The following is a 25,153-nucleotide window of genomic DNA, read 5'->3' as shown; positions in this document are numbered from 1 at the left end:
CGTCCGAGCTATCGCCCCGGACCGGGGCAGTCAGAGGACGGAGCGGGGATGGACGGACAGACGGGACGACGCCGGGGCAGAGCCCTGGCGGCGCTGGGGTTGGCGGCGCTGCTGCTGGCCGGTTGCGGGGCGGCGGACCGCTCGACCTCGGCGGGTGACTCGGCGGCGGAGGCCCCGGCGGCCGGGGCGCCGGCGGGTGGGGCGGGCCAGCCGGGCAAGGCCGGCGCGGGCGCGCCGGACCTGCGGGTGGACCAGCGGTCGATCATCTACACCGGAACGATGCGGGTGCAGGTGGACGACGTGGAGGGCGCCGCCCGCCGGGCGGTCGCCGCGGTGGTCGCGGCCGGCGGGTTCGTCGGCGGCGACAACCGGCGCAGCGTGGCCGCCGACGCCGAGGCCGAACTGGAGCTGCGGGTGCCGGCGGCGAAGTTCACCGCGCTCATCGACGAGCTGGCGACGTACGGCAAGCAGCAGCGCCGGGAGGTGCGGACCCAGGACGTCACCGAGGAGACCGTTGACCTGGACGCCCGGATCGCCACCCAGCGGGCCAGAGTGGAGAGTGCCCGCAAGCTGCTCGCCCGGGCCACCTCGGTCAGCGAACTGGTGTCGCTGGAGGACGAGGTGGCCAAGCGGGAGGCCGACCTGGCGTCGCTGGAGGCGAAGAAGCGCCGGCTGGCCGACCTGACCGCGCTCTCCACCATCACGGTGAGCTTCGTCGGCAAGGACGCCTCGACCGCCGAGGAGGAGACCGAGACCGGCTTCATGGTGGGGCTGCGCGGTGGCTGGAAGGTCTTCGTGGCGTCGATGACGATCCTGCTGACCGTGCTGGGGGCGGTGCTGCCCTGGCTGCTGGCGTTCGGCGTACCCCTGGTGGTGTTCCTGGCGGTGCTGCGCCGGCGGCGTCGGCAGCGGCCCGCGCCACCGGCACCGCCCACCACGCCGGTCGGCACGCCGCGCCCGCCGGCACCTACCGCACCGCCGCCAGTGCCCGCAGCGCGGTCTGGACCATGAGGCGCACCCCGGCGGGGATGGCCCGCTCGTCGACGTCGAACGACGCCCGGTGCAGGTCCACGTTGGGCCCGGACCGGCCGACGCCGAGGCGGGCCAGCGCGCCGGGGACGTACTCGAGGTACCAGGAGAAGTCCTCGCCGCCCATGCTCTGCGGCGTCTCGGCGATCCCCTCGGGGCCGAGCGCCGCGGCGGTGGCGGCGGTGAGGACCCCGATGGCGCGGGCGTCGTTGCTCACCGGTGGGCGACCGCGCAGGTATTCCAGGTCGACCATGGCGCCGGTGGGCGCAATGACGTCCCGGACCACCTGAGCGACGATCTTGGGAGCCAGCTCCCAGGTGTCGCGGTCCATCACCCGCAGGGTGCCCGAGGCGCACGCCTCGGACGGGATGACGTTGTACCGGGTGCCGGCCGAGGCGTGGCCGAACACCAGCAGCAGCCCGCTGTTGGCCGGCACCCGCCGACTCACCAGGGCCGGCACCTCGGTGACCAGCCGGCCCAGCGCGTCGACCAGGTCGACGGTCAGGTGCGGCCGGGCGGTGTGCCCGCCCGGGCCGGTGAGCCGGACGGTGACGTTGTCGGCGGCGGCGGTGATCGGGCCGACCCGCAGGCCGACCTTGCCCACCGGCAGGTTGGGGTCGCAGTGCACGGCGAAGATCTGGACCACGTCCTCCAGGCCGCCGGCCTCGATGACCTCCAGCGAGCCGCAGGGCAGGATCTCCTCCGCCGGCTGGAAGATCAGCCGGACCCGCCCGTCGAGCTGGCCGGCGTCGGCGAGCTGGGCCAGCAGCATGCCGACGCCGAGCATCACCGTGGTGTGCACGTCGTGGCCGCAGGCGTGGCAGACGCCCTCCACCGTCGACCGGTACGACACGTCCTTGACGTCGGTCAGCGGCAGCGCGTCGATGTCGGCGCGGAGCGCGATGACCGGGCCGTCGGGGCGGCCGTCGATGTCGCAGATGACCCCGTTGCCCTTGGGCAGCATTCGCGGGTGCAGGCCCGCCAGAGAGAGTTCCCGAGCGATCAGCGCCGCCGTTTCGAACTCCTCGCCGGAGAGCTCCGGGTGGGAGTGGATGTGGCGACGGGTGGCGATGAGGCCGGGTACCCGCAGGGCGAGGAGATGGTCGAGCTCGAAGGGCAGGGGCTGGGACCCGGATGGCGCCTCCGGCCAGGACGACGCCAGCTGGCTGCCGTTCGGCAGCGTCAACGCACTCGTCACGTCGAATTCTCGATCACTAGGAATGGATGGATCGTCGGGGAGGACAGCAGACAGCCTAGACCTCCGTCGGTGACTCTGCGCAACCTCGTTACGGTAATGATCGGACCGCACAGCGTCACGTAAGCCCTGGTGAGAGGGCTCAAATATCTGCGGGACAGCAGGTAGATCGCGTTCGAACGCCGTCATCTGCCCCACACCTCCTACAACGCGTAACCGATTCGGCGGTCGCGAAATCGGCGTCGATCCGGGGCCGTCGTTCCGAATTGTCGCATTAGTCGCCGCAATTAACTGCCGCTCGGACAATTAACCGACGACAGTCGGCGACCAGGCGACTCCCGACGGTGACACGGTCGTCCCGCGCGCGGCCGGACACGCTGTCCGTCCCGTTCACCCGTCCGGGTTACCCAGGAACCCTCGCGGCACACGCCCCGCCCGGCGGGCCACGTTGCCCGGGCGCCCACGGAAGCCTCGAGGAGCTCCGTGCCGCACCGGGAACCTGCACCGACCGTAGCTCCGCCGGGGCACCCCTGACGACCCCTGTCGACCCCGACGCACGACGACGGCGGCCTCCGCCGGCACCCGGGGGCGCCGGCGGAGGCCGCCGTTCACGCGCTGGTCAGAAGCGGTCGCTGGGCCGGTACGTCCCCCAGACCTGGCGCAGCGTCCCGCAGACCTCGCCGACCGTGGCCCGCGCCCGCAGCGCCTCCTTCATTGGGTAGAGCACGTTCTCGGTGCCCTCGGCCGCGGCGCGCAGCTCGGCCAGCGCCCGCTCGACCGCGCCGTTGTCCCGCTCGGCGCGCAGCTTCGCCAGCCGCTGCGCCTGGGCCGCCTCGATCGCCGGGTCCACCCGCAGCGGCTCGTACGGCTCCTCCTCGTCGACCGTGAACCGGTTGAGCCCGACCACCACCCGCTCGCCCGAGTCGATCTCCTGGGCGATCCGGTAGGCGGACTGCTCGATCTCCCGCTTCTGGAACCCGGCCTCGATGGCGTCCACCGCCGAGCCGTGGTCGGCCACCCGCTCCATCAGCTCGACCGCCGCCGCCTCGATCTCGGCGGTCATCGCCTCCACCACGTACGACCCGGCGAACGGGTCCACGGTGGCGGTGAGGTCCGTCTCGTACGCCAGCACCTGCTGGGTACGCAGCGCCAGCCGGGCCGCCTTCTCGGTGGGCAGCGCGATCGCCTCGTCGAAGCTGTTGGTGTGCAGCGACTGGGTGCCGCCGAGCACCGCACCCAGCCCCTGCACCGCGACCCGGACCAGGTTGACCTCGGGCTGCTGGGCGGTGAGCTGCACGCCGGCGGTCTGGGTGTGGAAGCGCAGCATCATCGACTTCGGGTCCTTCGCGCCGAAGTCGTCGCGCATCAGCCGGGCCCAGATCCGCCGGGCGGCGCGGAACTTCGCCACCTCCTCCAGCAGCGTGGTCCGGGCGACGAAGAAGAACGACAGCCGGGGCGCGAAGTCGTCCACGGCCAGCCCCGCCTCCAGCGCGGCGCGGACGTACTCGACGCCGTTGGCCAGGGTGAACGCGATCTCCTGCGCGGGCGTCGCGCCGGCCTCGGCCATGTGGTAGCCGGAGATGGAGATGGTGTTCCACTTCGGCACCTCCTTGCGGCAGTAGCCGAACGTGTCGGCCACCAGCCGCAGCGAGGGCTTCGGCGGGAAGATGTAGGTCCCCCGGGCGATGTACTCCTTGAGGATGTCGTTCTGGATGGTGCCGTTGAGCGCGGAGCCGGCCACCCCGGACTCCTCGGCGACGAGCTGGTAGAGCAGCAGCAGCACCGAACCCGGCGCGTTGATCGTCATCGAGGTGGAGACCTTGTCCAGCGGGATGCCGTCGAAGAGCATCCGCATGTCCTCGATCGAGTCGATGGCCACCCCGACCTTGCCGACCTCGCCGTGCGCGATCGGGTCGTCGGAGTCGTAGCCCATCTGGGTGGGCAGGTCGAAGGCGACCGAGAGGCCCATCGTGCCGGCCCGCAGCAGCTGGTGGTAGCGCGCGTTGGACTCGGTGGCGGTGCCGAAGCCGGCGTACTGCCGCATGGTCCAGGGGCGGGAGGTGTACATGGTGGGGTAGACCCCCCGCGTGTACGGGAACTCCCCCGGGCCGCCCAGCCGGGTCTCCAGCTCCTCGGGCAGGTCGGCCGCCGTGTAGACGCCCTTGATGGGGAAACCGGACTCGCTTGGCCGCCGTTCGCTCATCACCGGATGGTAGGACGCGCGACGGCGTCGATGGGTGAGGGATACCGCACACCCCGGGCCCACGACAGGTGAACGGGCGGGCACGTACCGTCCGGTAGGCAAAGGTGCGCCGCGTCGGGTTTCGCATCGGGCGTCGGAACCAGCAAGATAGGGGGGTTGTGTCCCAGCCCCCTCGATTTCCCCCCGGTGGCTTTTCTGTGACTCAGATCCCGACGTGGAGCGGCGGACCAGTCAGTCCCTCCAACGGACGCGCGGCACCCGGCACCATCATCGGTGGTCGCTACTCGCTGCGCTCCGCGGTGGGCAACGGCGGCATGGGCACGGTCTGGCGTGCCACCGACACGTTGCTGCGGCGCGACGTGGCGGTCAAGGAGGTCGTCCTGCCCCCGGGGCTGGCCCCCAGCGACCGCGACGCCATGTACGAACGCACCCTGCGTGAGGCCCGCGCCGCCGCGGCCATCCAGCACCCCGCCGTGGTCCAGGTGTACGACGTGGTCACCGAGGGTGGCCGGCCGTGGATCGTGATGGAGCTGCTGGACGCGCGCAGCCTCGCCGACATGGTGATCGAGGACGGGCCGGTAGCGCCCCGCGCGGTCGCCAAGATCGGCATCGCGCTGCTCGGCGCGCTGGAGGTGGCGCACGCCAACGGTGTGCTGCACCGCGACGTCAAGCCGGCCAACGTGCTGATCTGCACCGACGGCCGCTGCGTGCTGACCGACTTCGGGGTGGCCCGGATGCCCACCGACGTCCAGCTCACCACCCCCGGGATGGTGCTCGGCTCGCCGCACTTCATCTCCCCCGAGCGGGCCATGGGCCAGGAGTTCGGTCCGCCGAGCGACCTGTTCTCCCTCGGCGTGACGCTCTACACCGCGGTGGAGGGCCGGCCCCCGTTCGACAAGGGCGACCCGATCGAGACCATGCACGCCGTGGTCGAGGACCCGCCGGCCACGCCGCAGCGCAGCGGGCCGCTGACCCGGGTGCTGATGGGCCTGCTGGAGAAGGACCCGGCCCGCCGCCTGGACGTGCACACCGCCCGGGCGATGCTCCGCGAACTGCTCGCCGGGCCGCTGACCAGCACCGCCACCGCGGTCAACTCGGTCACCGACCCGTACGCGGTGGTGCCGGTGCAGCGCCCGTCCGCGCCGCCCCCGGCGGCCGAGCCGGAGCCGAAGCCCAGCGGGCAGATCGGCGGCCGGGCCATGCTGGCTCCCGGGGAGTCGCTGACCGACCGGCTGGCCGCGCTGCGCCGGGGCGAGCGGCCCAAGCGGGCCACCCCCGCCGCCGGGCTCGACGACACCAGCGCGGACGCGCTGGCCGGCCCGCTGCACACCCCGACCGGCGCGATGCCCTCGGCGGGCCGCCCGCCGGCCGGCACCACGTACGGCGGAGCGCCGGAGGCCACCCAGCGGATCAGCACCGGCCACCCGGACGCCACCCAGCGCATCGGCGGCGGCCATCCGGACGCCACCCAGCGGATCGGCGGCGGGGGCTCCGACGCGACCCAGCGCATCGGCGGCCACCCGGACGCGACCCAGCCGGTCTACGGCGGCGCCCAGTGGTCGGTGCCGGGCACCGGCCAGTCGTGGACCTCACCGGCCACCGCGCCGGCCGGGGCCACCGGCGGCGGCGCGCTCGACAAGGCCAAGGGCGCCGGCGGCCGGCTGGTCGCCACGGTGCAGGGCTGGCCGCGCAAGCTCCAGCTCGCCGCGGCCGGCGGCCTGGCGGTGGTGCTGCTGATCGGCATGGTCACGCTCTTCAGCGGCGGCGACCCGGAGAACACGGCGCCGCCGCAGGTCCAGCCCAGCGCGCCGGCGGCCGGCGGCGAGTTGCCCGAGATGCAGGAGCACAACGCCAGGGGCGTACGGGTGATGGTGCCCAAGGGCTGGAAGAGGGCCACCGGCGGCTCCTACGTCGATTATGTGGACCCGCAGGACGAGGGACGCAAGGTCCGCATCCTGGTCGAGAAGGGCGGCAGCACCTCGATGCGCTGGGCCGAGGTGGCCGAGGACGGGTTGAAGAACCGGTTCAAGTCCTGCCCCAAGCCCTACAGCCAGATCGGGATGACCGAACAGGAGCTGGCCGGCCAGCCGGCGGCGGAGCTGGAGTACACCTGCGGCGAGGGCGGCGACAAGCGGCACGGCGTGTGGCGGGGCGTGGTCCACGAGGGGAAGATCTTCTCGTTCTACCTCTCCTCCACCGACGCCAAGTTCGCCGAGAGCAAGCCGATCTTCGACGAGATGGTGAAGTCGTTCCAGCTCACGGCGGCCAGCTGAGTCGAGGCCACCGGGGTGTGGTGATCCGCCGCCGTGCTATCCATAGGCAATGGCGGCGGAAACCACTGACCTTGACGACATTCGCGACCAGGCCCGGCGTTGGCTCGACGACGATCCCGACCCGGCCAGCCGTGACGAGCTCCGCGCGGTGCTCGACCGGCTGCCGGACAGCGCGCCGGAGCTGGCCGACCGGTTCGCCGGGCCGCTGACCTTCGGCACCGCCGGGCTGCGCGGCCCGCTGCGCGCCGGCCCCAACGGCATGAACCTCGCCGTGGTCACCCAGGCCGCGGCCGGGCTGGTCGGCTGGCTCGCCGCCCAGGGCGGCGAGGGCCCGCTGGTGATCGGGTACGACGCCCGGCACGGTTCCCGCGAGTTCGCCGAGCGCACCGCCCAGGTGGCCACCGGCGCGGGCCGGCCCGCGCTGCTGCTGCCCCGGCCGCTGCCCACCCCGGTGCTGGCGTACGCGGTCCGGCACCTCGGCGCGGTCGCCGGGGTGATGGTCACCGCCAGCCACAACCCGCCGCAGGACAACGGCTACAAGGTCTACCTGGGTGCCCAGCTCGGTGGGGCGCTCGGGGCGGGGGCGCAGATCGTGCCGCCGGCCGACGCGGGCATCGAGGCGGCCATCCGGGCGGTCGGCCCGCTGGCCGGGGTGCCGCTCGGCCCGTCCGGTCAGGTGCTCGGCGACGACCTGGTGGCGTCGTACGTCCAGCGGGCCGCCGCGGTGGTCACCCCGGACGGCCCGCGCGACCTGGCGGTGGCGTACACGCCGCTGCACGGGGTCGGCGGGGCGGTGCTGACCGCCGCCTTCGCCCGGGCCGGCTTCCCGGTGCCCGGTGTGGTGCCGGAGCAGGCCGAGCCGGACCCGGCCTTCCCGACCGTGCACTTCCCCAACCCGGAGGAGCCGGGCGCGGTGGACCGGCTGGTCGCGCTCGCCGACTCGACCGGCGCCGACATCGCGATCGCCAACGACCCGGACGCGGACCGCTGCGCGGTGGTCGTCCGCGACGGCGGCACCGGCTGGCGGATGCTGCGCGGGGACGAGGTGGGCGCGCTGCTCGCCGACCACCTGATGCGCCGCGGCGTCACCGGCCTGTACGCCACCACGATCGTCTCGTCGTCGCTGCTGCGGGCGATGTGCGCGGCGCGGGGCCTGCCGTACGACGAGACGCTGACCGGGTTCAAGTGGATCGTGCGGGCCGGCGGCGGGGCGCAGCCGCTGGTGTTCGGGTACGAGGAGGCGCTGGGCTACTGCGTCGCCCCGGAGCACGTCCGCGACAAGGACGGCATCACCGCCGCGCTGATCGTCGCCGAGCTGGCCGCCGGCCTGAAGGCGCAGGGCCGGACGCTCACCGACCGGCTGGACGAGCTGGCCGCCGAGTTCGGCGTGCACCACACCGACCAGCTCTCGGTGCGGGTCGAGGACCTGCGGGAGATCGCCACCGCGATGGCGCGGATCCGGGCGGCCACCCCGACCACCCTGCTCGGGCAGCCGGTCGGCGAGGCGCAGGACCTGCTCCCCGCCTCCGACGTGGTGATCCTGCGCACCGACGCCGCCCGGGTGGTGATCCGCCCCTCGGGCACCGAGCCGAAGCTCAAGGCGTACCTGGAGGTGGTGGAGCCGGTCGCCGACGGCGACGTCGCCGCGGCCCGCACCCGCGCGCAGGCCGCCGTGACCGCGCTCCGCACCGAGATCGCGGCGGCCCTCGGCCTCTGACCCCCGCCCTGCCGAGTTGATCAAGAGGTTGCGTCCGGAAAGCGCTTCCGGTTGACGCAAACCTCTTGATCAACGAGGCGAGGGAGTGGGTCAGGCGCGCTTGCCGAGGGCCTGGTCCACGGCCTGGGCGAGGGCGGCGACCACCAGGCCGACGCTGGGGCGGACGACCGAGTCGTCGAGGCTGACGTTGCCGGAGAAGCCGGCGCCGCCGGCGATCTCCTCCAGGCGCCGGTGGGCGTCGACCGCCGCGTCGCCGGTCAGACCGAGCGCCGGCTCCATCCGCAGCACCGCGACCAGGGTGGCCAGCGCGGCGGTCCGCTCGTCGCACACCTGATCGCCGGCCAGCGCCTCGGCCAGCCGCCGCCGGGCGTCGTCCTCTGCCGAGGTGTCCGCGACCGGGTAGCGGTGCACCACGATGAAGCCCAGCTCGGTCTCCTCGACGTCGCGGACCACGCCTCGGGCGACGAGGTCGCCGAGGATCTTGTCGCGCAGGCCGTGCCGCAGCCGCTGCACCCAGGAGGACGGGGTGTGCGGGGTGTCGGCCGCCATCCGGCCGAGCACCCCGTCGATGATCGGCTCGCCGACCGGCGTCGGGTCGGTGACCGTCAGGGACCCGTCGGCGTACGCGATGCGCCCGGCCAGGGCCAGCTCGACCAGGACGGCCGCGGCCATCCCCAGGTCGAGGCTGATCCGGGGCATGGTGGCCCGGCCCGTCTCGTCGTCGTACGCCAGCAGCAGCAGCTCTTCGGCGAGCGCAACACCAGTCATAGCCGCAGACGCTAGCGGGTGCCCGCACCGCGCGCGCGAATCCGCGCCCCCGGGGGTGTCGACTCCACCACTACGGCGGCGTCAGCCCACCGGCTGGCGCACCTGCGGGGCGCGGTCGGGGTTCATGAACCGCTCGGCGGTGCTCGGTCCGCCGAGGACCCGCCAGGCCAGGAAACCGAGCACCCCGCCGAGCGTGTTGGCGAGCAGGTCGTTGAGGTCCGCCAGGCGACCGCTGCTGACCAGGACGTTGCTGAGGAACTGCAGCATCTCGACGACGCCGCTGACGGTGAGCGACACGAGGGCGACGTGCCGGACACCGCGGACCCGGGTGACCAGGGGAAGCAGCACACCCAGCGGGACGAACATGATGATGTTGAGCACGAACGTCGTCGGGTCGATGGTGAGAACCGGGATGAAGTTCATCTTCTCGTACCAGGGGCTCCTGTTGCCGTAGGCACCCAGGGCGACCTGCAACGGGAACAGCGTCACGGCCACCACGGCCAGCAGGTACCAGCAGGTCACCCACCAGGCGAGCAGCCGCCGGGCAGACAGTGCGCCGCGGCGCCGGAGCACCAGCCACGCCCCCAGGCTGAGCACGACGGCCAACGGCGGCACCACGGCCAGTGCGGAGATCTCGTACAGCACGCCGGACACGGCGCCTCCCAGCATGATCAAGATTGCGATGTGCGACCGAGGGGACAAGATCGCACGAGCGCGGGCCGCCGCGACGGCGGACGCGTCACGACGGACAACCACGACGCCGGCGCGACAAGAGGGCTCCGCGGGTGGGACGGTCAACGGTCTCCCACCCACAGGCCCACCGGTAGCGTCACGCCACGGAGCCACCTCGCACGTCACGGCCAACGACGAGTGCTCCCCCCGCACGGGGACGGACTAGAACCGGGGCATGCCGCCGAACTGCCGGTCGCCGGCGTCGCCGAGGCCCGGCACGATGAACATGTTGTCGTTGAGCCCCTCGTCGATCGACGCGGTGACCAGGCGCAACGGCAGGCCGGACTGCTCCAGGCGGGCGATGCCGACCGGGGCGGCGAGCACGCAGAGCACGGTGATGTCGGTGCAGCCCCGGTCGGCGAGCAGCCGGCAGCAGTGCTCCAGCGAGCCGCCGGTGGCCAGCATCGGGTCGAGCACCAGCACCGGCAGGCCGGTCAGGTCGCGGGGCAGCGACTCCATGTACGCGCGGGGCTCGTACGTCTCCTCGTCGCGGGCGAGGCCGACGAAGCCCATGGAGGACTCCGGCAGCAGGCCGAGCGCGGCGTCGGCCATGCCCAGACCGGCCCGCAGCACCGGCACCAGCAGCGGCGGGTTGGCCAGGCGGGTGCCCTCGGTGCCGGTGACCGGGGTCTGCACCGGGTACTTCTCGACCGGGAAGGTGCGCGCGGCCTCGTACACCAGCATGGTGGTGAGTTCGTGCAGCGCGGCCCGGAACGACGACGAGTCGGTGCGGGCGTCCCGCATGGCGGTCAGCCGGGACTGGGCGAGCGGGTGGTCAATGACGTGTACGTCCACGATCGCTCAACCTACCGGTCCGCCCGACCCGGCACTGCGGGTGCGGGGCGACCAGCGACCCCGCTCACGTGCGGAAGCGTCGGCGGAGCCCGACGTGACCAAGATCACCCCGCGTCAGGATGCGTAGTATTCGGGGCATGACGGCGACAACGACGTCGGCCCGGTCGGACCTCTCCGAGCTGGGACGATCCGAGACCGCTCTGCGGACCTTCCTGCACGGCCTGCCGGGCGTGGACCAGGTCGGCGCGGAGCAGCGGGCGGCACAGCTCGGCACCCGCTCCATCAAGACCACCGCCAAGGCCCAGGCGATCGACCTCGCCATCCGGATGGTCGACCTGACGACCCTGGAGGGCGCGGACACCCCCGGCAAGGTCCGGGCGCTCGCGGCCAAGGCGCTGCGCCCCGACCCGGCCGACCCGAGCTGCCCGCACGTCGGCGCGGTCTGCGTCTACCCGGCGATGGTCCCGTACGTGGCCGAGGTGCTGCGCGGGTCCGGCGTGCACCTGGCCAGCGTGGCGACCGCCTTCCCCTCCGGCCAGGCGCCGCTGGAGATCAAGCTCGCCGACACCCGGGCCGCCGTCGAGGCCGGCGCCGACGAGATCGACATGGTGATCAACCGGGGCGCGTTCCTGGCCGGGCGGTACAAGGAGGTCTACGACGAGATCGTGGCCACCAAGTCCGCCTGCGGCGACGCCCACCTCAAGGTCATCCTGGAGACCGGCGAGCTGGCCACCTACGACAACGTGCGGCGGGCCTCCTGGCTGGCCATGCTGGCCGGCGGCGACTTCATCAAGACCTCCACCGGCAAGGTCCCGATCGCGGCCACCCTGCCGGTGACGCTGGTGATGCTGGAGGCGGTCCGCGACTTCCGCGCCGCCACCGGGCGGCAGGTCGGCGTGAAGCCGGCCGGCGGCATCAAGACCACCAAGGACGCCATCAAGTACCTGGTCATGGTCAACGAGACCGTCGGTGCGGACTGGCTGGACCCGGACTGGTTCCGCTTCGGCGCCTCCAGCCTGCTGAACGACCTGCTCATGCAGCGCACCAAGCTGACGACCGGCGTCTACTCCGGTCCCGACTACTTCACCCTGGACTGAGAGTGATGTTCGAATACGCGCCCGCCCCCGAGTCCCGCTCGGTGGTGGATATCAAAGCCTCGTACGGGCTCTTCGTCGACGGCGAGTTCGTCGACCCGACCGACGGCGGCAGCTTCAAGTCCATCAACCCCGCCTCCGAGGAGGTGCTCGCCGAGGTCGCCGAGGCGGGCGCGCAGGACGTGGACCGCGCGGTCCGCGCCGCCCGGACGGCGTACGAGAAGGTCTGGGGTCCGATGCCGGGCCGCGACCGGGCCAAGTACCTGTACCGGATCGCCCGGATCATCCAGGAGCGCTTTCGCGAGCTGGCCGTGCTTGAGTCGCTGGACAACGGCAAGCCGATCAAGGAGTCCCGCGACGTCGACCTGCCGCTGGTCGCCGCGCACTTCTTCTACTACGCCGGCTGGGCCGACAAGCTCCCGTACGCCGGCTTCGGGCCGGACCCGAAGCCGGTGGGCGTCGCCGCGCAGGTCATCCCGTGGAACTTCCCGCTGCTGATGCTGGCCTGGAAGATCGCCCCGGCGCTGGCCGCCGGCAACACCGTGGTGCTCAAGCCGGCCGAGACCACCCCGCTGACCGCGCTGCTCTTCGCCGAGATCTGCCAGCAGGCCGAGCTGCCGGCCGGCGTGGTCAACATCGTCACCGGCGCGGGCGAGACCGGCCGCGCGCTGGTCGAGCACGCCGGCGTGGACAAGGTGGCCTTCACCGGCTCGACCGAGGTCGGCCGGGCGATCGCCCGGTCGGTCGCCGGCACCCGCAAGAAGCTCACCCTGGAGCTGGGCGGCAAGGCCGCCAACATCGTCTTCGACGACGCCCCGATCGACCAGGCGGTCGAGGGCATCGTCAACGGCATCTTCTTCAACCAGGGGCACGTCTGCTGCGCGGGCTCCCGGCTGCTGATTCAGGAGAACGTCGCCGACCGGGTGCTGGAGTCGCTCAAGCGCCGGATGGCCCAGCTGCGGGTCGGCGACCCGCTGGACAAGAACACCGACATCGGCGCGATCAACTCCGCCGCCCAGCTGGAGCGGATCCGCGAGCTCTCCGACGCCGGGTCCGCCGAGGGCGCCGAGCGCTGGTCGCCGCCGTGCGAGCTGCCCGAGCGCGGCTTCTGGTTCGCGCCGACCATCTTCACCGGGGTCACCCAGGCGCACCGGATCGCCCGCGAGGAGATCTTCGGCCCGGTGCTGTCGGTGCTGACCTTCCGCACCCCGGCCGAGGCCGTCGAGAAGGCGAACAACACGCCGTACGGGCTGTCGGCCGGGATCTGGACCGACAAGGGATCCCGGATCCTCTGGATGGCCGACCGGCTCCGCGCCGGCGTGGTCTGGGCCAACACGTTCAACAAGTTCGACCCCACCTCGCCGTTCGGCGGCTACAAGGAGTCGGGCTACGGTCGCGAGGGCGGCCGGCACGGGCTGGAGGGCTACCTCAATGTCTGAGCGGGTCGCGGTACGCAAGACGTACAAGCTCTTCATCGGCGGGAAGTTCCCACGCAGCGAGTCGGGGCGGTCGTATCTCGTGCAGGACGCCAACGTGTCACTGGCCTCTCGCAAGGACGCGCGGGACGCCGTCGTCGCCGCCCGCGCCGCCGTGAAGGGGTGGGCCGGCGCGACCGCGTACAACCGGGGTCAGATCCTCTACCGGGTCGCCGAGATGCTGGAGGGCCGGCGCGAGCAGTTCGTCGCGCTCGGCGTACCGGGCGACGAGGTGGACGCGGCGGTCGACCGCTGGGTCTGGTACGCCGGGTGGTCCGACAAGCTCCCCCAGGTGTACGGCGGGGCCAACCCGGTCGCCGGCCCGTACTTCAACCTGTCCGCGCCCGAGCCGACCGGCGTGGTGGCCGTGGTGGCCCCCGAGACGCCCGCGCTGCTCGGCCTGGTCAGCGTGATCGCCCCGGCGATCGTCACCGGCAACACGGTGGTGGTGGCGACCTCGCCGACGCAGCCCCTCGCGGCGGTGACCCTGGCCGAGGTGCTGGCCACCTCCGACCTGCCCGGCGGCGTGGTCAACCTGCTCACCGGAAAGATCACCGAGACGGTGCCGGCACTGGCCGCGCACATGGACGTCAACGCGATCGACCTGACCGGGGTGACCGACGCGGCGCTCGCCGCGGAGCTGGAGGTCACGGCGGCGCAGAACCTCAAGCGGGTGCTGCGTCCGGCCCCGGCGGACCACGACTGGACGGTCGACCCGGGCATCACCCGGATGACCACCCTGCTGGAGACCAAGACGGTCTGGCACCCCAAGGGGGTCTGAGGGTCAACGGCCCACCGCCAACGCGACGATCTTGCGGTCGAACGTGATGGGCGAGGGCGCCGAGCCGGAGGACGCGTTGACCCGGTAGATCGTGCGGGAGCGGTCACCCGATTGGCAGCCGAGGTAGAACACGGACTCGCTGTCCCGGGCCCAGGCGACCGGGTAGCCGGTGCAGTAGTTGGCCGGCGTCAGGCTCCACAGCCTGGCGCCGGCCGGCGAGTACCCGTACAGCCGGCCGGAGTCGGTGCCGAAGGCGATCGTCGAGCCGTCGGGTGACCACGCGGCGGGGCTGAAACCGTCGCTGCTGGACCCGGTGTAGAGGGTCTTCTTCCCGCTGCCGTTGGTCGCGCTCGTGTACAGCGTCGGCGGCTGCGTCGCGGTGGTCATCGCCCACCGGTCGGTCGACGGGTTCCAGGACGGCGGCCCGTCCCACCGCCTGGTGGAGACGCGGGTCGGTGTGCCGCCCCCGGCGGGCACGACGTAGATCCCGTCCGTGGCACAGGTGTAGTTCCCGAAGCTGCTGCTCCGGCTGAAGCTGATGGTCGCGCCGTTCGGGGACCACACGGGGTAGTCGTCGAAGGTGTCCACGCTGCACCGCGCATCCTGGTAGGTGAGCTGGCGGTCCTGCCCGGTGGCGACGTTGCGGACGAAGAGGGTCATCCCGCGGCTCGCCATCCGCTGGTAGACCACCTCGGTGCCGGCCGGGTTGACCGCCAGCCGGCTCGGCCCGCCCGTGAACGTGCCGCCGATCTGTCGCTTCGCGCCGCCCCGGTCGTCGGTCTGCACCAGGCGCAGGGTGGTGAAGCAGTCGGTGCTCAGGCACTCGACGGCGTACAGGTGCTGCGGCCAGGGAGCGTGGGCGAGCACCTTGCGGTAGCGGAGGATCGACGGGTTGCTCTTGTCGAAGTTGAGCGAGGGCAGGGCGATGCCCGCCCCCGCGTCCAGGCCACCGGTCAGGGTCCACCACGGTTCGGCAGCCGGGTTGGCCGCGAGCTCCACGGTGATGCCGGCCGTCAGGTACGGGCCGGCCAACCCGTAGAGGAACAGTTCGAGCCGGGGGCCGACGCTCGCCGTCAACGACGCTCCGCCGGAGAGGGTGGGCGGCGTGTAGGTGAAGCTGCTGCTGGTCTGGGCGATCGGGCGGAGACCGGCGTCGGACCAGGACAGCCCCAACGTGCCGGAGGCGCGCTGGGTCGCACCCGCGGTGACCTCCGCGCTGACCGTGCCGCTGGCGGAGAGGTAGAACTGCAGCTGCGGCGTGACCACCACCGGCACCGGCCCGACGTTGAAGGTGATCGGGGTGAACCGGACGGGGGTCGGCAGCAGCGCCACGGGGCCGAGCTTGCAGCCGCTGGCCGCCTTCGCGGTGGCGGTCAGCGAGGCGTCCTGGGTGAGGGTGCCGGTGAAGGTCGCCGACTTCACGCTGAACCAGCCCCACTCGACCGACAGGTCGACGGACGGGCTGACGCTGACGCTTCCGACCACGCTGACCGAGCCACCGCCCGAGCAGCTCACCGCCTTGTTGATCGCTTGCCCCACCGCACTGACCGACTCGGCCCCGGTGAGGCGGCGCTGGATCCGGTCCGGCGTCAGTGCCGCCCGACCCGGGCCGACCGCCGCGCCGGAGGGGACGACGTCCTCGGCGGAGAGCGGCGCCGACACCGAGAAGTGACCGGCGCCGAAGGCCTCCTGGAGGGTCGCCGGCTCGGTGGTCAGAACCGGTTGGCCCTGCTCGTCGGTGCCCGTGTCGGTGACCTTCACCAGCAGTCCGTCCGGGGTGGCCGGGGCCACGCCGGCGGTGAGCACTTCGCCGACCTTCGGCACGGTGGCCTGCGGTGCCAGGACGACCTCGCGGGTGCCCTCGGGCGCGCCGGTCACGGCCTCGACGTCGCCGGGCTGGGCCTGCCGCGTGCTGCTGGGCGCCGCGCTGTCGCCCAGGAAGTAGCCGACCACGTCGACCAGGACGTGCGTGTCGCCCGCGCGGTTGTAGACGAGCATCCGGCCGTCGGTACCGAGCGGGGCCACCGAGAGGTTGGGCACGGTTCTGCCCGCCGTGAAGTTGAGGTCGGACGCGTCGGATCGGGCGGTGAGCGACGGGTAGACGGTCAGGAAGCCGGCGCTGGTCGGCCCGACGGCCGTGACGTTGGCGATGATCCCGGTCGGCGGGACCGGTGCGGTCGCGGGTGGCAGGCCCGCCTGGCCGGCCGCCGCGACCGGCAGTGACGCACCGGCGGCGACCGGCGCCTTGGGGGCGCCCAGCCCGACGCGGGTGTCGACGACCCGGGTGGGTGGCACGCTGGCCAGGTAGCCGCCGCCGGCGGAGGGGTCCGAGCCGTCACTGAACCAGCCGGTCACGTCGATGACGAGCGGAGTCGAGCCGGCCCGGTTGTAGAAGCTCACCCTGCCGTCGGTGCCCACCGGCACGATCACCCGGTTGGCGACGACCTGCCCGCCCGCGAAGTTGACCGTGGACGCCGTAGGTCGTGGCTGCCCCATCGGAAAGGCCGTCACGAAGCCGGCGGCGGTCGACCCGGCCACGGTGGTGTTGAGCACCACCGCCGACACACCGGCAGCCGGCACCCCACCGGCGCCGGTCACCTGGAGGTCGAGCCGACCGTCCGGCCCCGGCGTGGCGCCCCCGAGGCCGCTGCGCGTGTCGGCGAGCCGGGCGGGACTCAGTCCGTGGAACAGGCCGGCGGCGGGTGACGCGGAGGCGGCCGTGGTGAACCACCCGGCGGCGTCGGCCACCAGCTGGGTCGTGACGGACGAGTAGAGGACGACGGTGCCGCTGGCTCCCACCGGCACCACGACCAGGTTCGAGACCGTCTGACCCTTGAGGAAGTTGACGTTCGACGCCGTCGGCCGGGCCGTCCCGCCCGGGTACGCGCTGACGAAGCCGTTGCCCGCCGGCCCGGTGACGGTGACGTTCAGCGCCACGGCCGCCACGTTCGTCGCGGGAATGCCGCCGCGGCCCGTCACGGCGAGGGTCACCTGCCGGGTCGCCCCCGTCGGCGCGCCCACCCCGGACCGGGTGTCGAGCAGCCGGGCCGGCGGGACGGCGGTGAGCGAGCCACCCGGGGCGGTGACGGTGACGGCGCGGTCCGCCGGGGTGGCGGGCGACACGTCGGTGCCGGCCAGCGCCGCCACCCGCGCCACGTACGCGGTGTTCGGCCGGACCCCGGCCAGTACCGCCTGGTTCGCGCCGGCCGGGACGTCGAGGGACAGGCCGGCGGGATCCGTGCTGACGCGGTACCCGGTGACACCCGTGGTGTCCGGTGGGGGCGTCCAGCTCACCCGGACGGCAAGGCCGTCGACCTCGGCGGCCACGCCGGTGGGGGCGGCGGGTTCGGCCGCGGCCGCCGGCGTCGCGCCGAGCGGTACCAGCAGCGCCAGGGCCGACACCACGGCCAGGCAGCGAACGCGAACCCTCATGGTCGCCTCCTTGGGCAGATTAGAGATCGTCTATCAGGCGGAAGCGGTGTCGGAAAGGCGGTGGTCCGGCACAGGACAGCGCCACCGATCAGGTCGGGCTGAACGGCTACGGCCGGCATCGATCGACTGTCGCCGGCACCGCACTGATCGGCCGGCCCGGCCGCCCGACCGTCCGCCGCGCGCCGACGGGCGATCAACTGGTTCGTGCCGTTGCGGCCGACCGGCACCCCGGGCCCGGCCGATCACCTACTACGGGAGGTAGGATTGGCGGCGTGACTCGGCTTGGTGATCTCGAACGTGCGGTGATGGACGTGCTGTGGGACTCCGTTCCCGCCACGTCGGACGGGGTGACCGTGCGCGAGGTCGCCGATGCCCTGGACGGCCGCGAGCTGGCGTACACCACGGTGATGACCGTGCTGGACCGGCTCGCCGGCAAGGGCATGGTGCAGCGGGAGCGGGAGGGGCGGGCCTGGCGCTACCGGGCCGCGGCCAGCCGCGAGGCGCACATCGCCCAGCTCATGCTGGACGCGCTGGACCTCGGCGGGAGCCGGGACGCCGCGCTGGTCCGCTTCGCGCGCTCGGTCACCGGCACGGAGGCGGACGTGCTCCGCGCGGCGCTGGGCGCCGAGGCCGGGCTGACCGACCGGGTCGAGGACCCGCGGGCCGGCCGGGCCCGGCTCGCCGACGAGGCAACGGACAGGTAGGGCGGCAGCCGTGGCCTTCGCCGTGCACTTCGCCGTGTCGATGCTGGCCTGCTACCTCACCGCGCAGGTCCTCGCCGGGTCCACCTGGACGTGGCGCGCCCCCCGGGTGGCGATCGTCTGCTGGCAGGCGGTCGGGCTGGCGCTCGGCCTCTCCGCGATGGGCCTGCCGATGGCGCTCGGCCTGGCGGCGTACGACCGGCCGACCGGCAGCGCCCTGATCGCCCTGGCCACCGACCTGAGCCACGGCACCCTCCCGGCCGGGCTGGGCGCCGAGCACCTGGGTCTGGTCGGCGTCGGCTTCGGCATCGGCGCGGTGCTGCTCGCCACGACCGTGCGCAGCGTCCACGCCAGCGTTCGCGCCCAGCGCCGGCACCGGGACCTGCTCACCCTGGTGGCCCGTCGGGATCCCACCGTGCCGGGCGCGCTGGTGCTGGACCACCCGAGCGCCGCGGCGTACTGCCTGCCCGGGGTCAGGCCCCGGGTGGTGGTCAGCGCCGGCACCCTGAACCTGCTCGACCGGGCCGAACTGGCGGCGGTGCTCACCCACGAGCGGGCGCACGCGCAGGAGCGGCACGACCTGGTGCTGCTGCCGTTCACCGCGCTCTGCCGGGCGCTGCCCTGGTTCCGCTGGGTGCGCGACGCGCACGAGCGGGTCGCCCTGCTGGTCGAGATGCGAGCCGACGACAAGGCCCGCGAGCTGCACGACGAGGCGCCGCTGGCGGGCGCGCTGCGCCGCTTCGCCGCCTGCGGTGACCGGATCACCCCGGCGGGCGCGCTGGGCATGGGCGACCGCGACCTGGACGCCCGGGTGCAGCGGCTGATGGTGGCCGACCGGCCGCCCCGCCTGATCGGGGCCGCCGCGCTGGCGGTGTCGACCACCCTGGTCGCGCTGCCGGTCTCCCTCTTCCTCAGCTGACGCCGGCCCCTCTGCCGGCAACCCCCGCTCCCCTCTGGGACTTCGCGCACCCCTGCGCCGGCTGCGCTTCCTGGGACCTGGGCGGCGAACCCGCCACGTCTACTACGACCTGTCGTAACATCGTCTACGACAACACGTAGTAGAGATAGGTAGAGAAGCTACGTGTAGGATCGCTACGACAAGCGAGTCAACCCCTTGGAGAGCGGTCATGGACACCCTGCTCCTCGCGCGCCTGCAGTTCGCCACCACCACCTCGATCCACTTCCTCTTCGTGGTGGTCACGCTGGGCCTGGTCACCCTGCTGGTGGGTCTGCAGACAGCCTGGTTCCTCACCGGCAACCCGGCCTGGGAGCGCCTGACCCGCTTCTGGGGCCAGCTCTACGTGATCAACTACGTGCTCGGCATCGCCACCGGCATCGTGATGGAGTTCCAGTTCGGGCTGAACTGGAGCGGGCTGTCGCGCTACGTCGGCAACGTCTTCGGGGCGCCACTGGCGATCGAGACGCTGGTCGCGTTCTTCCTGGAGTCCACGTTCCTCGGCATGTGGATCTTCGGTTGGCACCGGCTGCGCCGGGGCGTACACCTCGCGCTGCTCTGGGGCGTCGCGCTGACCGCGTACGCCTCCGCGTTCTGGATCATGGTGGCCAACTCCTGGTTGCAGAACCCGGTCGGCTACGAGCTGCGCGACGGCGTCGCCCACCTCACCGACTTCACCGCGCTGCTGACCAACCCGTCCCTCGGCATGGCGTTCGGGCACGTGGTCGCCGCCGCGCTGCTCACCGGCGGGGTGCTGATGGCCGCGGTCAGCGCCTGGCACCTGATCCGCCGGACGCCGGACTTCGCGCTGTTCCGCACCTCGCTGCGGATCGGTCTGGTCACCGCCGCGATCGCGGTCACCCTGGTGCAGGGCTTCGGCTTCGCCCAGTTCGGCCCGGTCGGGCAGGTGCAGCCCACCAAGTTCGGCGGCGGACCGGAGGCGGACGCCCTGGTCGCCGAGTGGACCGCCCGGTTCGGCCCCGGCGACTACAGCCCGCCGGTGCTCTCCGACGTGGGCCTCGGCTTCATGATCCTGATCGGCTTCACCCTGGGCTGCGTCTGGCTGCTGCTCCCGCTGCTCTGGCGGGACTGGGTCATCCGGCTGCGCTTCCCGCTCTGGCTGATCCTGTTCGCCCTGCCGCTGCCCTTCGTCGCGGTGATCCTGGGCTGGATCGCCCGCGAGGTCGGCCGTCAGCCGTGGGTGGCGTACGGGCTGCTCCCGACCGGGCAGGCCGTCTCCGGGGTGGACGCCGGGCTGATGCTCGCCTCCCTGATCGGCTTCAGCCTGCTGCTCGGCACCCTCGCCGTCACCAACTGGACGCTGCTCGCCCGGCACGCCGCCCGGGGCGCCGCCGACCCCGCGCTCGGCCGCCCGCCCGGCGGTCGGGACGACGACGCCCGCCCCGAACCCGCCTTCGCCTGAGGGAGACGACCGTGGAACTCGCCTGGTACGCCCTGCTCGGGCTCTTCTTCGCCACGTACCTGGTCCTCGGCGGCTACGACTACGGCGTCGGGCTGCTGCTGGCCCGGGGCACCGACCCGGCCCGCCGGCGCGCCGCGCTCACCGCGCTCGGGCCGTTCTTCCTCGGCAACGAGGTGTGGCTGGTCGCCGCCGTCGGCATCCTCTTCGGCGCCTTCCCCACGCTGGAGGGCGAGCTGCTCTCCGGCTTCTACCCGGCCGTGGTCGGGGCGCTGGTCGGAGTGATCCTGGTGACCGCCGGGGTGCAGCTGCGCAGCCGGCCGACGGCCCAGGCGGCCCGCGCCCGCTGGGATCGGGTGGTGGTCGCCGGCAGCGCCCTCGCCGCGCTGGGCTGGGGCGCGCTGCTCGGCGGGCTGCTCCAGGGCGTGCCCCGGCACGCCGACGGTCACGTCGCCGGGGTGAGCCACCTGTTCACCCCGTTCGCCGCCGCCGCCGGGCTCGCGATGCTCGCCCTGGTCGCCGTGCACGGTGCGACGTTCCTCACCCTCCGGCTGCCGGCCGCCGACGCCGCGGCGGTCGGCCGGCTGGCCCGCCGGCTGGTTCCGGTGGCGCTCGCCGCGGTCGCCACCGCCACCGTCCTGGGCCTGCTCTCCGAGCGGGTACGCGCCGCCGCGGCACGGCCGCTGGTCGGCGTACTCCTGCCGTTGTCGCTGGTGGCGGCGTTGCTGGTGGCGCGGGCGGCGCTGGGCCGGGGGCGGCCCGGCGTGGCCTTCGCCGCCACCGGCGCGGCGCTGGCACTGCCGGTGGCGCTGGTCGGCGCGACGCTCTGGCCCTGGGTGCTGGTCTCCACCGTCGACCCGGCCGCCTCCCTCAGCGTGGCCGACGCGGCGGCCAGCGGCCCGACGCTGCGGTTGCTGGGCTGGCTCGCGCTGCCGCTCCTGCCGGCCCTACTAGGCTTTCAGGCGATGTGCTGGTGGGTGTTCCGGGGACGGACCGACGGCAGGGCACCGGTGTACTGGTGAACCGCCGTCCCTTCGACCCGCGTCTGCTGCGTCGGGTCCCCGGGGCCCGGCGCGACCTCGCCGTGCTCGCGATCCTCGGCGGGCTCACCGCGCTGCTGGTCGTGGGGCAGGCCACCGCCCTGGCCGCGGTGCTGGCCACCGCCATCGACGGGCGGCTCGACACGGCCGCGCTGGCCGGCTTCGTCGTCGCCGTGGGCGCGCGGGCCACGGTCGCCTGGGCGCAGGGGACGGTGGCGGCGCGGGCGGCGGCCACCGTGAAGGCGACGCTCCGCGCCGACCTGCTCGCCGCCGTCGGCCGGCACGGGCCCGGCTGGGTCGCCGGGCAGCGCGCCGGCCAGCTCGCCACCCTCACCGGCCGGGGCCTCGACGCGCTGGACGCCTACTTCACCGGCTACCTGCCGCAGCTGGTGCTCAGCGTGACCGTGCCGCTGGCCGTGCTGGCCCGGCTGGTCCTCGCCGACTGGGGCTCGGCGCTGATCATCGCGCTGACCATCCCGCTGATCCCGGTCTTCGGCGCGCTGCTCGGCTGGCAGGCGCAGGCCGCCACCGAACGCCAGTGGCGCCGGTTGTCGCTGCTCGGCGGGCACTTCCTCGACATGGTCGCCGGGCTGCCCACGCTGCGCGCCTTCGGCCGGGCCCGGGCCCAGACCGACGTGGTGCGCCGGATGGCCGACGGGCACCGCGTCGCCACCATGAAGACCCTGCGGATCGCCTTCCTCTCCGCACTGGTGCTGGAGCTGGTCGCCACCCTGTCGGTGGCGCTGGTCGCGGTGCCGGTCGGCATCCGGCTGCTCAGCGGCGGGATCACCCTCTCCACCGCGCTGCTGGTGCTGCTGCTCACGCCGGAGGCGTACCTGCCGCTGCGGGCGGCCGGCAGCAAGTTCCACGCCAGCATGGAGGGGCTCACCGCGCTGGACGAGGCGCTGACCGTCTCGGCCGCCCCGGCCGCCGCCGCCCCGGCCGGCGAGCGGGTCCCGGCGCCGGACGGCCGCGGCGAGATCCGCTTCACGGACGTGACCGTGGCGTACGAGCGGACCACCGCGCTGCGCGAGGTCAACCTGACCATCCGGCCCGGTGAGCGGATCGCGGTCATCGGGCCCAGCGGCGCCGGCAAGAGCACCCTGCTCGGCCTGCTGCTCGGCTTCGTCACCCCCACCTCCGGCCGGGTCACCGTCGACGGCGTGGACCTCGCCGACGTCGACCGCGACGCCTGGCGCCGGCAGGTTGCCTGGGTACCGCAGCGGGCCCACCTCTTCGCCGCGCCGCTCGCCGACAACATCCGCCTCGGCGCCCCCGACACCCCGGACGCGGCGCTCGCCGACGCGGTCGCCGACGCCGCGTTGCAGGAGGTGGTCGCGGACCTGCCCGACGGGCTGGCCACCACGCTGGGCGAGCGCGGCCACGGCCTGTCCAGCGGGCAGCGGCAGCGGGTCGCGCTGGCCCGGGCCTTCCTCCGGGACGCCCCGCTGGTGCTCCTCGACGAGCCCACCGCCCGACTCGACAGCGCCAGCGAGGCCGTGGTGCTGGCCGCCACCCGGCGACTGGTCGCGGGACGTACCGCGCTGCTCGTCGCGCACCGGCCGGCGCTGCTGGAGGACGCCGACCGGATCCTGCGGGTCGAGGACGGCCGGGTCACCGAGCTGACCCCGACACCCGCCACGGAGGCGAGGAGATGACCACCGGAGGAGTCCGCCCCGAGGGCCGGGACACCGGCGGCCCGACCCCGGCCGAGCTGCCGCGCTCGGGCGGCACCACCCGGGCCCGGCCCGGCGCGGAGCGGACGGTGCTGCGGCTGGCCCGGCCGTACCTGGGTCGGCTCATCGGCGCGGGACTGCTCGCCGCGGCCACCGAGTTCGCCGGCCTGGCGCTGATGGCGACCGCCACCTGGCTGCTGATGAGCGCCGCCGGCCGGCCACCGCTGGACCGCCTCACCGTCGCCATCGTCGCCGTCCGGGCGCTCGCCATCGGCCGGGGCGTGTTCCGCTACACCGAACGGCTCGCGGGCCACGACGCCGTGCTCCGAATGATCACCGACGTACGGGCCCGGGTCTTCGCCACCCTGGCCGCCCATCGAGGGCCTGCCGCCCAGCGTTCCGGCGACGCGCTGAGCCGACTCGTCTCCGACGTGGAGGCCGTTCAGGACCTGCTGCTGCGGGTGCTCGTACCCGGGGCCGCCGCCGCGCTGGTGAGCCTGCTCGCCGTCGGCGGGGCCGCGCTGGTCTCGCTCCCCGCCGCCGGCGTGCTCGCGGCGGGGCTGCTGGTCGCCGGGGTCGCGCTGCCCGCGCTGGCCACCGCGCTGACCCGGCGGGCCGCCGACCAGGTCGCGCCGCTGCGCGGGGCGCTCGCCACCGACGCCGTCGACCTCACTCACGGCGCCGCCGACCTGGCTGCCTTCGGCGCCACCGGGTACGCGCTGCGCGCCGCGACCGACCGCGCCGACCGGCTGGCCCGGCTGGAACGCCGGCTCGCCGTGACCGGGTTCGCCGTCGACGCGGCCGGGGTGCTGGTCGCCGGGCTGACCGCCGCCGGGGTGGTGCTCGCCGCGCTGCGCGCCGGGGTCGACGGGGTGCTGGTCGGCGTGCTGGCCGTCGGCACCCTCGCCGCGGTGGAGATCGCGCTGGCCCTGGTCGGCGCGGCCCGGCAACGCACCCAGCTGCGCGCCGGCCTGACCCGGGTCGCCACGCTGCTCGACACTCCCCTGCCCCCCACCGGCACCGAGGGCGGCGCGACGCTGGCCGCCCGGCCCACGCACGACGTGCGGTTCGACGGGGTGACCGTGCGCTACCGGGAGGGCGCCGCCCCCGCCCTGGACGGGCTCGACCTGGACCTGCCGGCCGGCCGTCGGGTCGCCGTGGTCGGCCCGAGCGGCGCCGGCAAGAGCACCCTGGCCGCCGTGCTCACCGGCGCGGTGGACCCCGACGCGGGCCGGGTCACCCTGGACGGGGTGGACCTGTCGGCGTACCCGGCGGAGGACGTACCCCGGGCGATCGGCGGGCTGCTCGCCGAGGCGTACGTCTTCCACGCCTCGGTCCGGGACAACCTGCTGCTCGGCCGCCCCGCGGCCGGCGAGGAGGAGCTGGCCGCCGCGACCCGGGCCGCCGGCCTGCTCGACTGGGTACGCGAGCAGCCCGACGGCTGGGACACGGTGGTCGGCGAGGAGGGCGGACAGCTCTCCGGGGGGCAGCGGCAGCGGCTCGCCCTGGCCCGGGCGCTGCTCGCCGCCCCGCCCGTGCTGGTGCTGGACGAGCCGACCGAGGGGCTCGACCCGGCCGCCGCCGACGCGGTGCTCGCCTCCGCGCTCGCCGCCACCCCTGCGGGGCACTCCGTGCTGCTGATCAGCCACCGGCTCAGCGGCCTCGACGGGCTGGACGAGATCGTGGTGCTCGACGCCGGGCGGGTGAGCCAGCGCGGCCGGCACGCCGAGCTGGTGGCCGCCCCCGGCTGGTACCGCGACCAGTGGCTGCTCCAGGCGGCGGCCGAGCGCGGGTATCTCGCCCTGACCCCCTGAGACCGGTTCCGGGAATCTCCCCGACGCGCGGACCGGTCCGGCGTGGCAGGGTG

The 25,153-nt window shown here is 73.9% G+C and carries 18 protein-coding genes; 12 read left to right on the top strand and 6 right to left on the bottom strand.

Annotated elements, in window-relative coordinates; all coding sequences use genetic code 11:
* The first annotated feature begins 48 nt into the window (after window positions 1–48).
* The gene (locus V6U88_RS09010; RefSeq protein ID WP_334451515.1) at window positions 49–1,011 is read left to right on the top strand and encodes a DUF4349 domain-containing protein; all 963 of its coding nucleotides are present in this window, start codon (window positions 49–51) and stop codon (window positions 1,009–1,011) included.
* Here V6U88_RS09010 and V6U88_RS09005 read toward each other — a convergent pair.
* Entirely contained in the window at window positions 968–2,227 is a 1,260-nt protein-coding gene (locus V6U88_RS09005; protein WP_334451514.1) for an amidohydrolase, read from the bottom strand. The two genes, V6U88_RS09010 and V6U88_RS09005, sit on opposite strands and share 44 nt — an antisense overlap.
* A gap of 616 nt (window positions 2,228–2,843) precedes the next feature.
* Window positions 2,844–4,427, bottom strand: coding sequence for an acyl-CoA mutase large subunit family protein (locus tag V6U88_RS09000; RefSeq protein ID WP_334451512.1), 1,584 nt, complete (start codon window positions 4,425–4,427; stop codon window positions 2,844–2,846).
* Between the two features lie 197 nt (window positions 4,428–4,624).
* Between V6U88_RS09000 and V6U88_RS08995 the strand changes: the two genes are divergently transcribed.
* Entirely contained in the window at window positions 4,625–6,700 is a 2,076-nt protein-coding gene (locus tag V6U88_RS08995; protein WP_334451510.1) for a serine/threonine-protein kinase, read from the top strand.
* A gap of 49 nt (window positions 6,701–6,749) precedes the next feature.
* Window positions 6,750–8,417 carry a phospho-sugar mutase gene (locus V6U88_RS08990; RefSeq protein ID WP_334451508.1) on the top strand — a complete coding sequence of 556 codons (1,668 nt, stop codon included), beginning with the start codon at window positions 6,750–6,752 and terminating at the stop codon, window positions 8,415–8,417.
* A 90-nt stretch (window positions 8,418–8,507) separates the two neighbouring features.
* On the opposite strand, the gene V6U88_RS08985 is transcribed toward V6U88_RS08990, so the two are convergent.
* The 3 genes from V6U88_RS08985 to upp form a co-directional block, all read right to left on the bottom strand.
* Entirely contained in the window at window positions 8,508–9,185 is a 678-nt protein-coding gene (locus tag V6U88_RS08985; protein WP_334451506.1) for a GOLPH3/VPS74 family protein, read from the bottom strand.
* Between the two features lie 81 nt (window positions 9,186–9,266).
* Window positions 9,267–9,839: a VanZ family protein gene (locus tag V6U88_RS08980; protein WP_334451505.1), complete on the bottom strand. Its 573-nt coding sequence runs from the start codon at window positions 9,837–9,839 to the stop codon at window positions 9,267–9,269.
* A 240-nt stretch (window positions 9,840–10,079) separates the two neighbouring features.
* Entirely contained in the window at window positions 10,080–10,712 is a 633-nt protein-coding gene (upp, locus tag V6U88_RS08975) for a uracil phosphoribosyltransferase (protein ID WP_334451503.1), read from the bottom strand.
* A gap of 137 nt (window positions 10,713–10,849) precedes the next feature.
* On the opposite strand from upp, the gene deoC reads away from it, so the two are divergent.
* Genes deoC through V6U88_RS08960 form a run of 3 tightly spaced genes read left to right on the top strand, consistent with a single transcriptional unit; the run spans window position 10,850 to window position 14,062 of the window.
* Window positions 10,850–11,809 (top strand): deoxyribose-phosphate aldolase, encoded by a 960-nt coding sequence (gene deoC / locus V6U88_RS08970; RefSeq protein ID WP_334451502.1) that lies wholly within the window; start codon window positions 10,850–10,852, stop codon window positions 11,807–11,809.
* Window positions 11,810–11,814: 5 nt separating this feature from the next.
* Window positions 11,815–13,245 (top strand): aldehyde dehydrogenase family protein, encoded by a 1,431-nt coding sequence (locus V6U88_RS08965; RefSeq protein ID WP_334451500.1) that lies wholly within the window; start codon window positions 11,815–11,817, stop codon window positions 13,243–13,245.
* Window positions 13,238–14,062, top strand: a complete 825-nt coding sequence (locus V6U88_RS08960; RefSeq protein WP_334451498.1) for an aldehyde dehydrogenase family protein — start codon at window positions 13,238–13,240, stop codon at window positions 14,060–14,062. Before V6U88_RS08965 ends, V6U88_RS08960 begins: the two co-directional genes overlap by 8 nt.
* A gap of 3 nt (window positions 14,063–14,065) precedes the next feature.
* Here V6U88_RS08960 and V6U88_RS08955 read toward each other — a convergent pair whose 3' ends face one another.
* Window positions 14,066–17,494 carry a fibronectin type III domain-containing protein gene (locus V6U88_RS08955; RefSeq protein ID WP_334451497.1) on the bottom strand — a complete coding sequence of 1,143 codons (3,429 nt, stop codon included), beginning with the start codon at window positions 17,492–17,494 and terminating at the stop codon, window positions 14,066–14,068.
* 272 nt (window positions 17,495–17,766) lie between these two features.
* On the opposite strand from V6U88_RS08955, the gene V6U88_RS08950 reads away from it, so the two are divergent.
* From V6U88_RS08950 to cydC, 6 genes are all read left to right on the top strand, one after another.
* A complete protein-coding gene (locus V6U88_RS08950; protein ID WP_154939648.1) occupies window positions 17,767–18,198 on the top strand; it encodes a BlaI/MecI/CopY family transcriptional regulator in 432 nt (143 codons plus the stop codon).
* 10 nt (window positions 18,199–18,208) lie between these two features.
* Window positions 18,209–19,114: a M56 family metallopeptidase gene (locus tag V6U88_RS08945; protein ID WP_334451495.1), complete on the top strand. Its 906-nt coding sequence runs from the start codon at window positions 18,209–18,211 to the stop codon at window positions 19,112–19,114.
* A gap of 208 nt (window positions 19,115–19,322) precedes the next feature.
* Window positions 19,323–20,573, top strand: a complete 1,251-nt coding sequence (locus V6U88_RS08940; protein ID WP_334451493.1) for a cytochrome ubiquinol oxidase subunit I — start codon at window positions 19,323–19,325, stop codon at window positions 20,571–20,573.
* Window positions 20,574–20,584: 11 nt separating this feature from the next.
* Window positions 20,585–21,592, top strand: coding sequence for a cytochrome d ubiquinol oxidase subunit II (locus tag V6U88_RS08935; protein WP_334451492.1), 1,008 nt, complete (start codon window positions 20,585–20,587; stop codon window positions 21,590–21,592).
* On the top strand, window positions 21,589–23,268 hold the full coding sequence (cydD, locus tag V6U88_RS08930) for a thiol reductant ABC exporter subunit CydD (RefSeq protein WP_334451491.1): 1,680 nt from the start codon (window positions 21,589–21,591) through the stop codon (window positions 23,266–23,268). The genes V6U88_RS08935 and cydD overlap by 4 nt, the downstream gene beginning before the upstream one ends.
* Window positions 23,265–25,100, top strand: a complete 1,836-nt coding sequence (gene cydC, locus V6U88_RS08925) for a thiol reductant ABC exporter subunit CydC (protein WP_334451490.1) — start codon at window positions 23,265–23,267, stop codon at window positions 25,098–25,100. The genes cydD and cydC overlap by 4 nt, the downstream gene beginning before the upstream one ends.
* Window positions 25,101–25,153: the final 53 nt, after the last annotated feature.

This window comes from Micromonospora sp. CPCC 205739, from assembly GCF_036906795.1.
Taxonomy (GTDB): domain Bacteria; phylum Actinomycetota; class Actinomycetes; order Mycobacteriales; family Micromonosporaceae; genus Micromonospora.
Note: the sequence above shows the minus strand (reverse complement) of the source record. Positions and strands in the feature narration are given on the sequence as shown.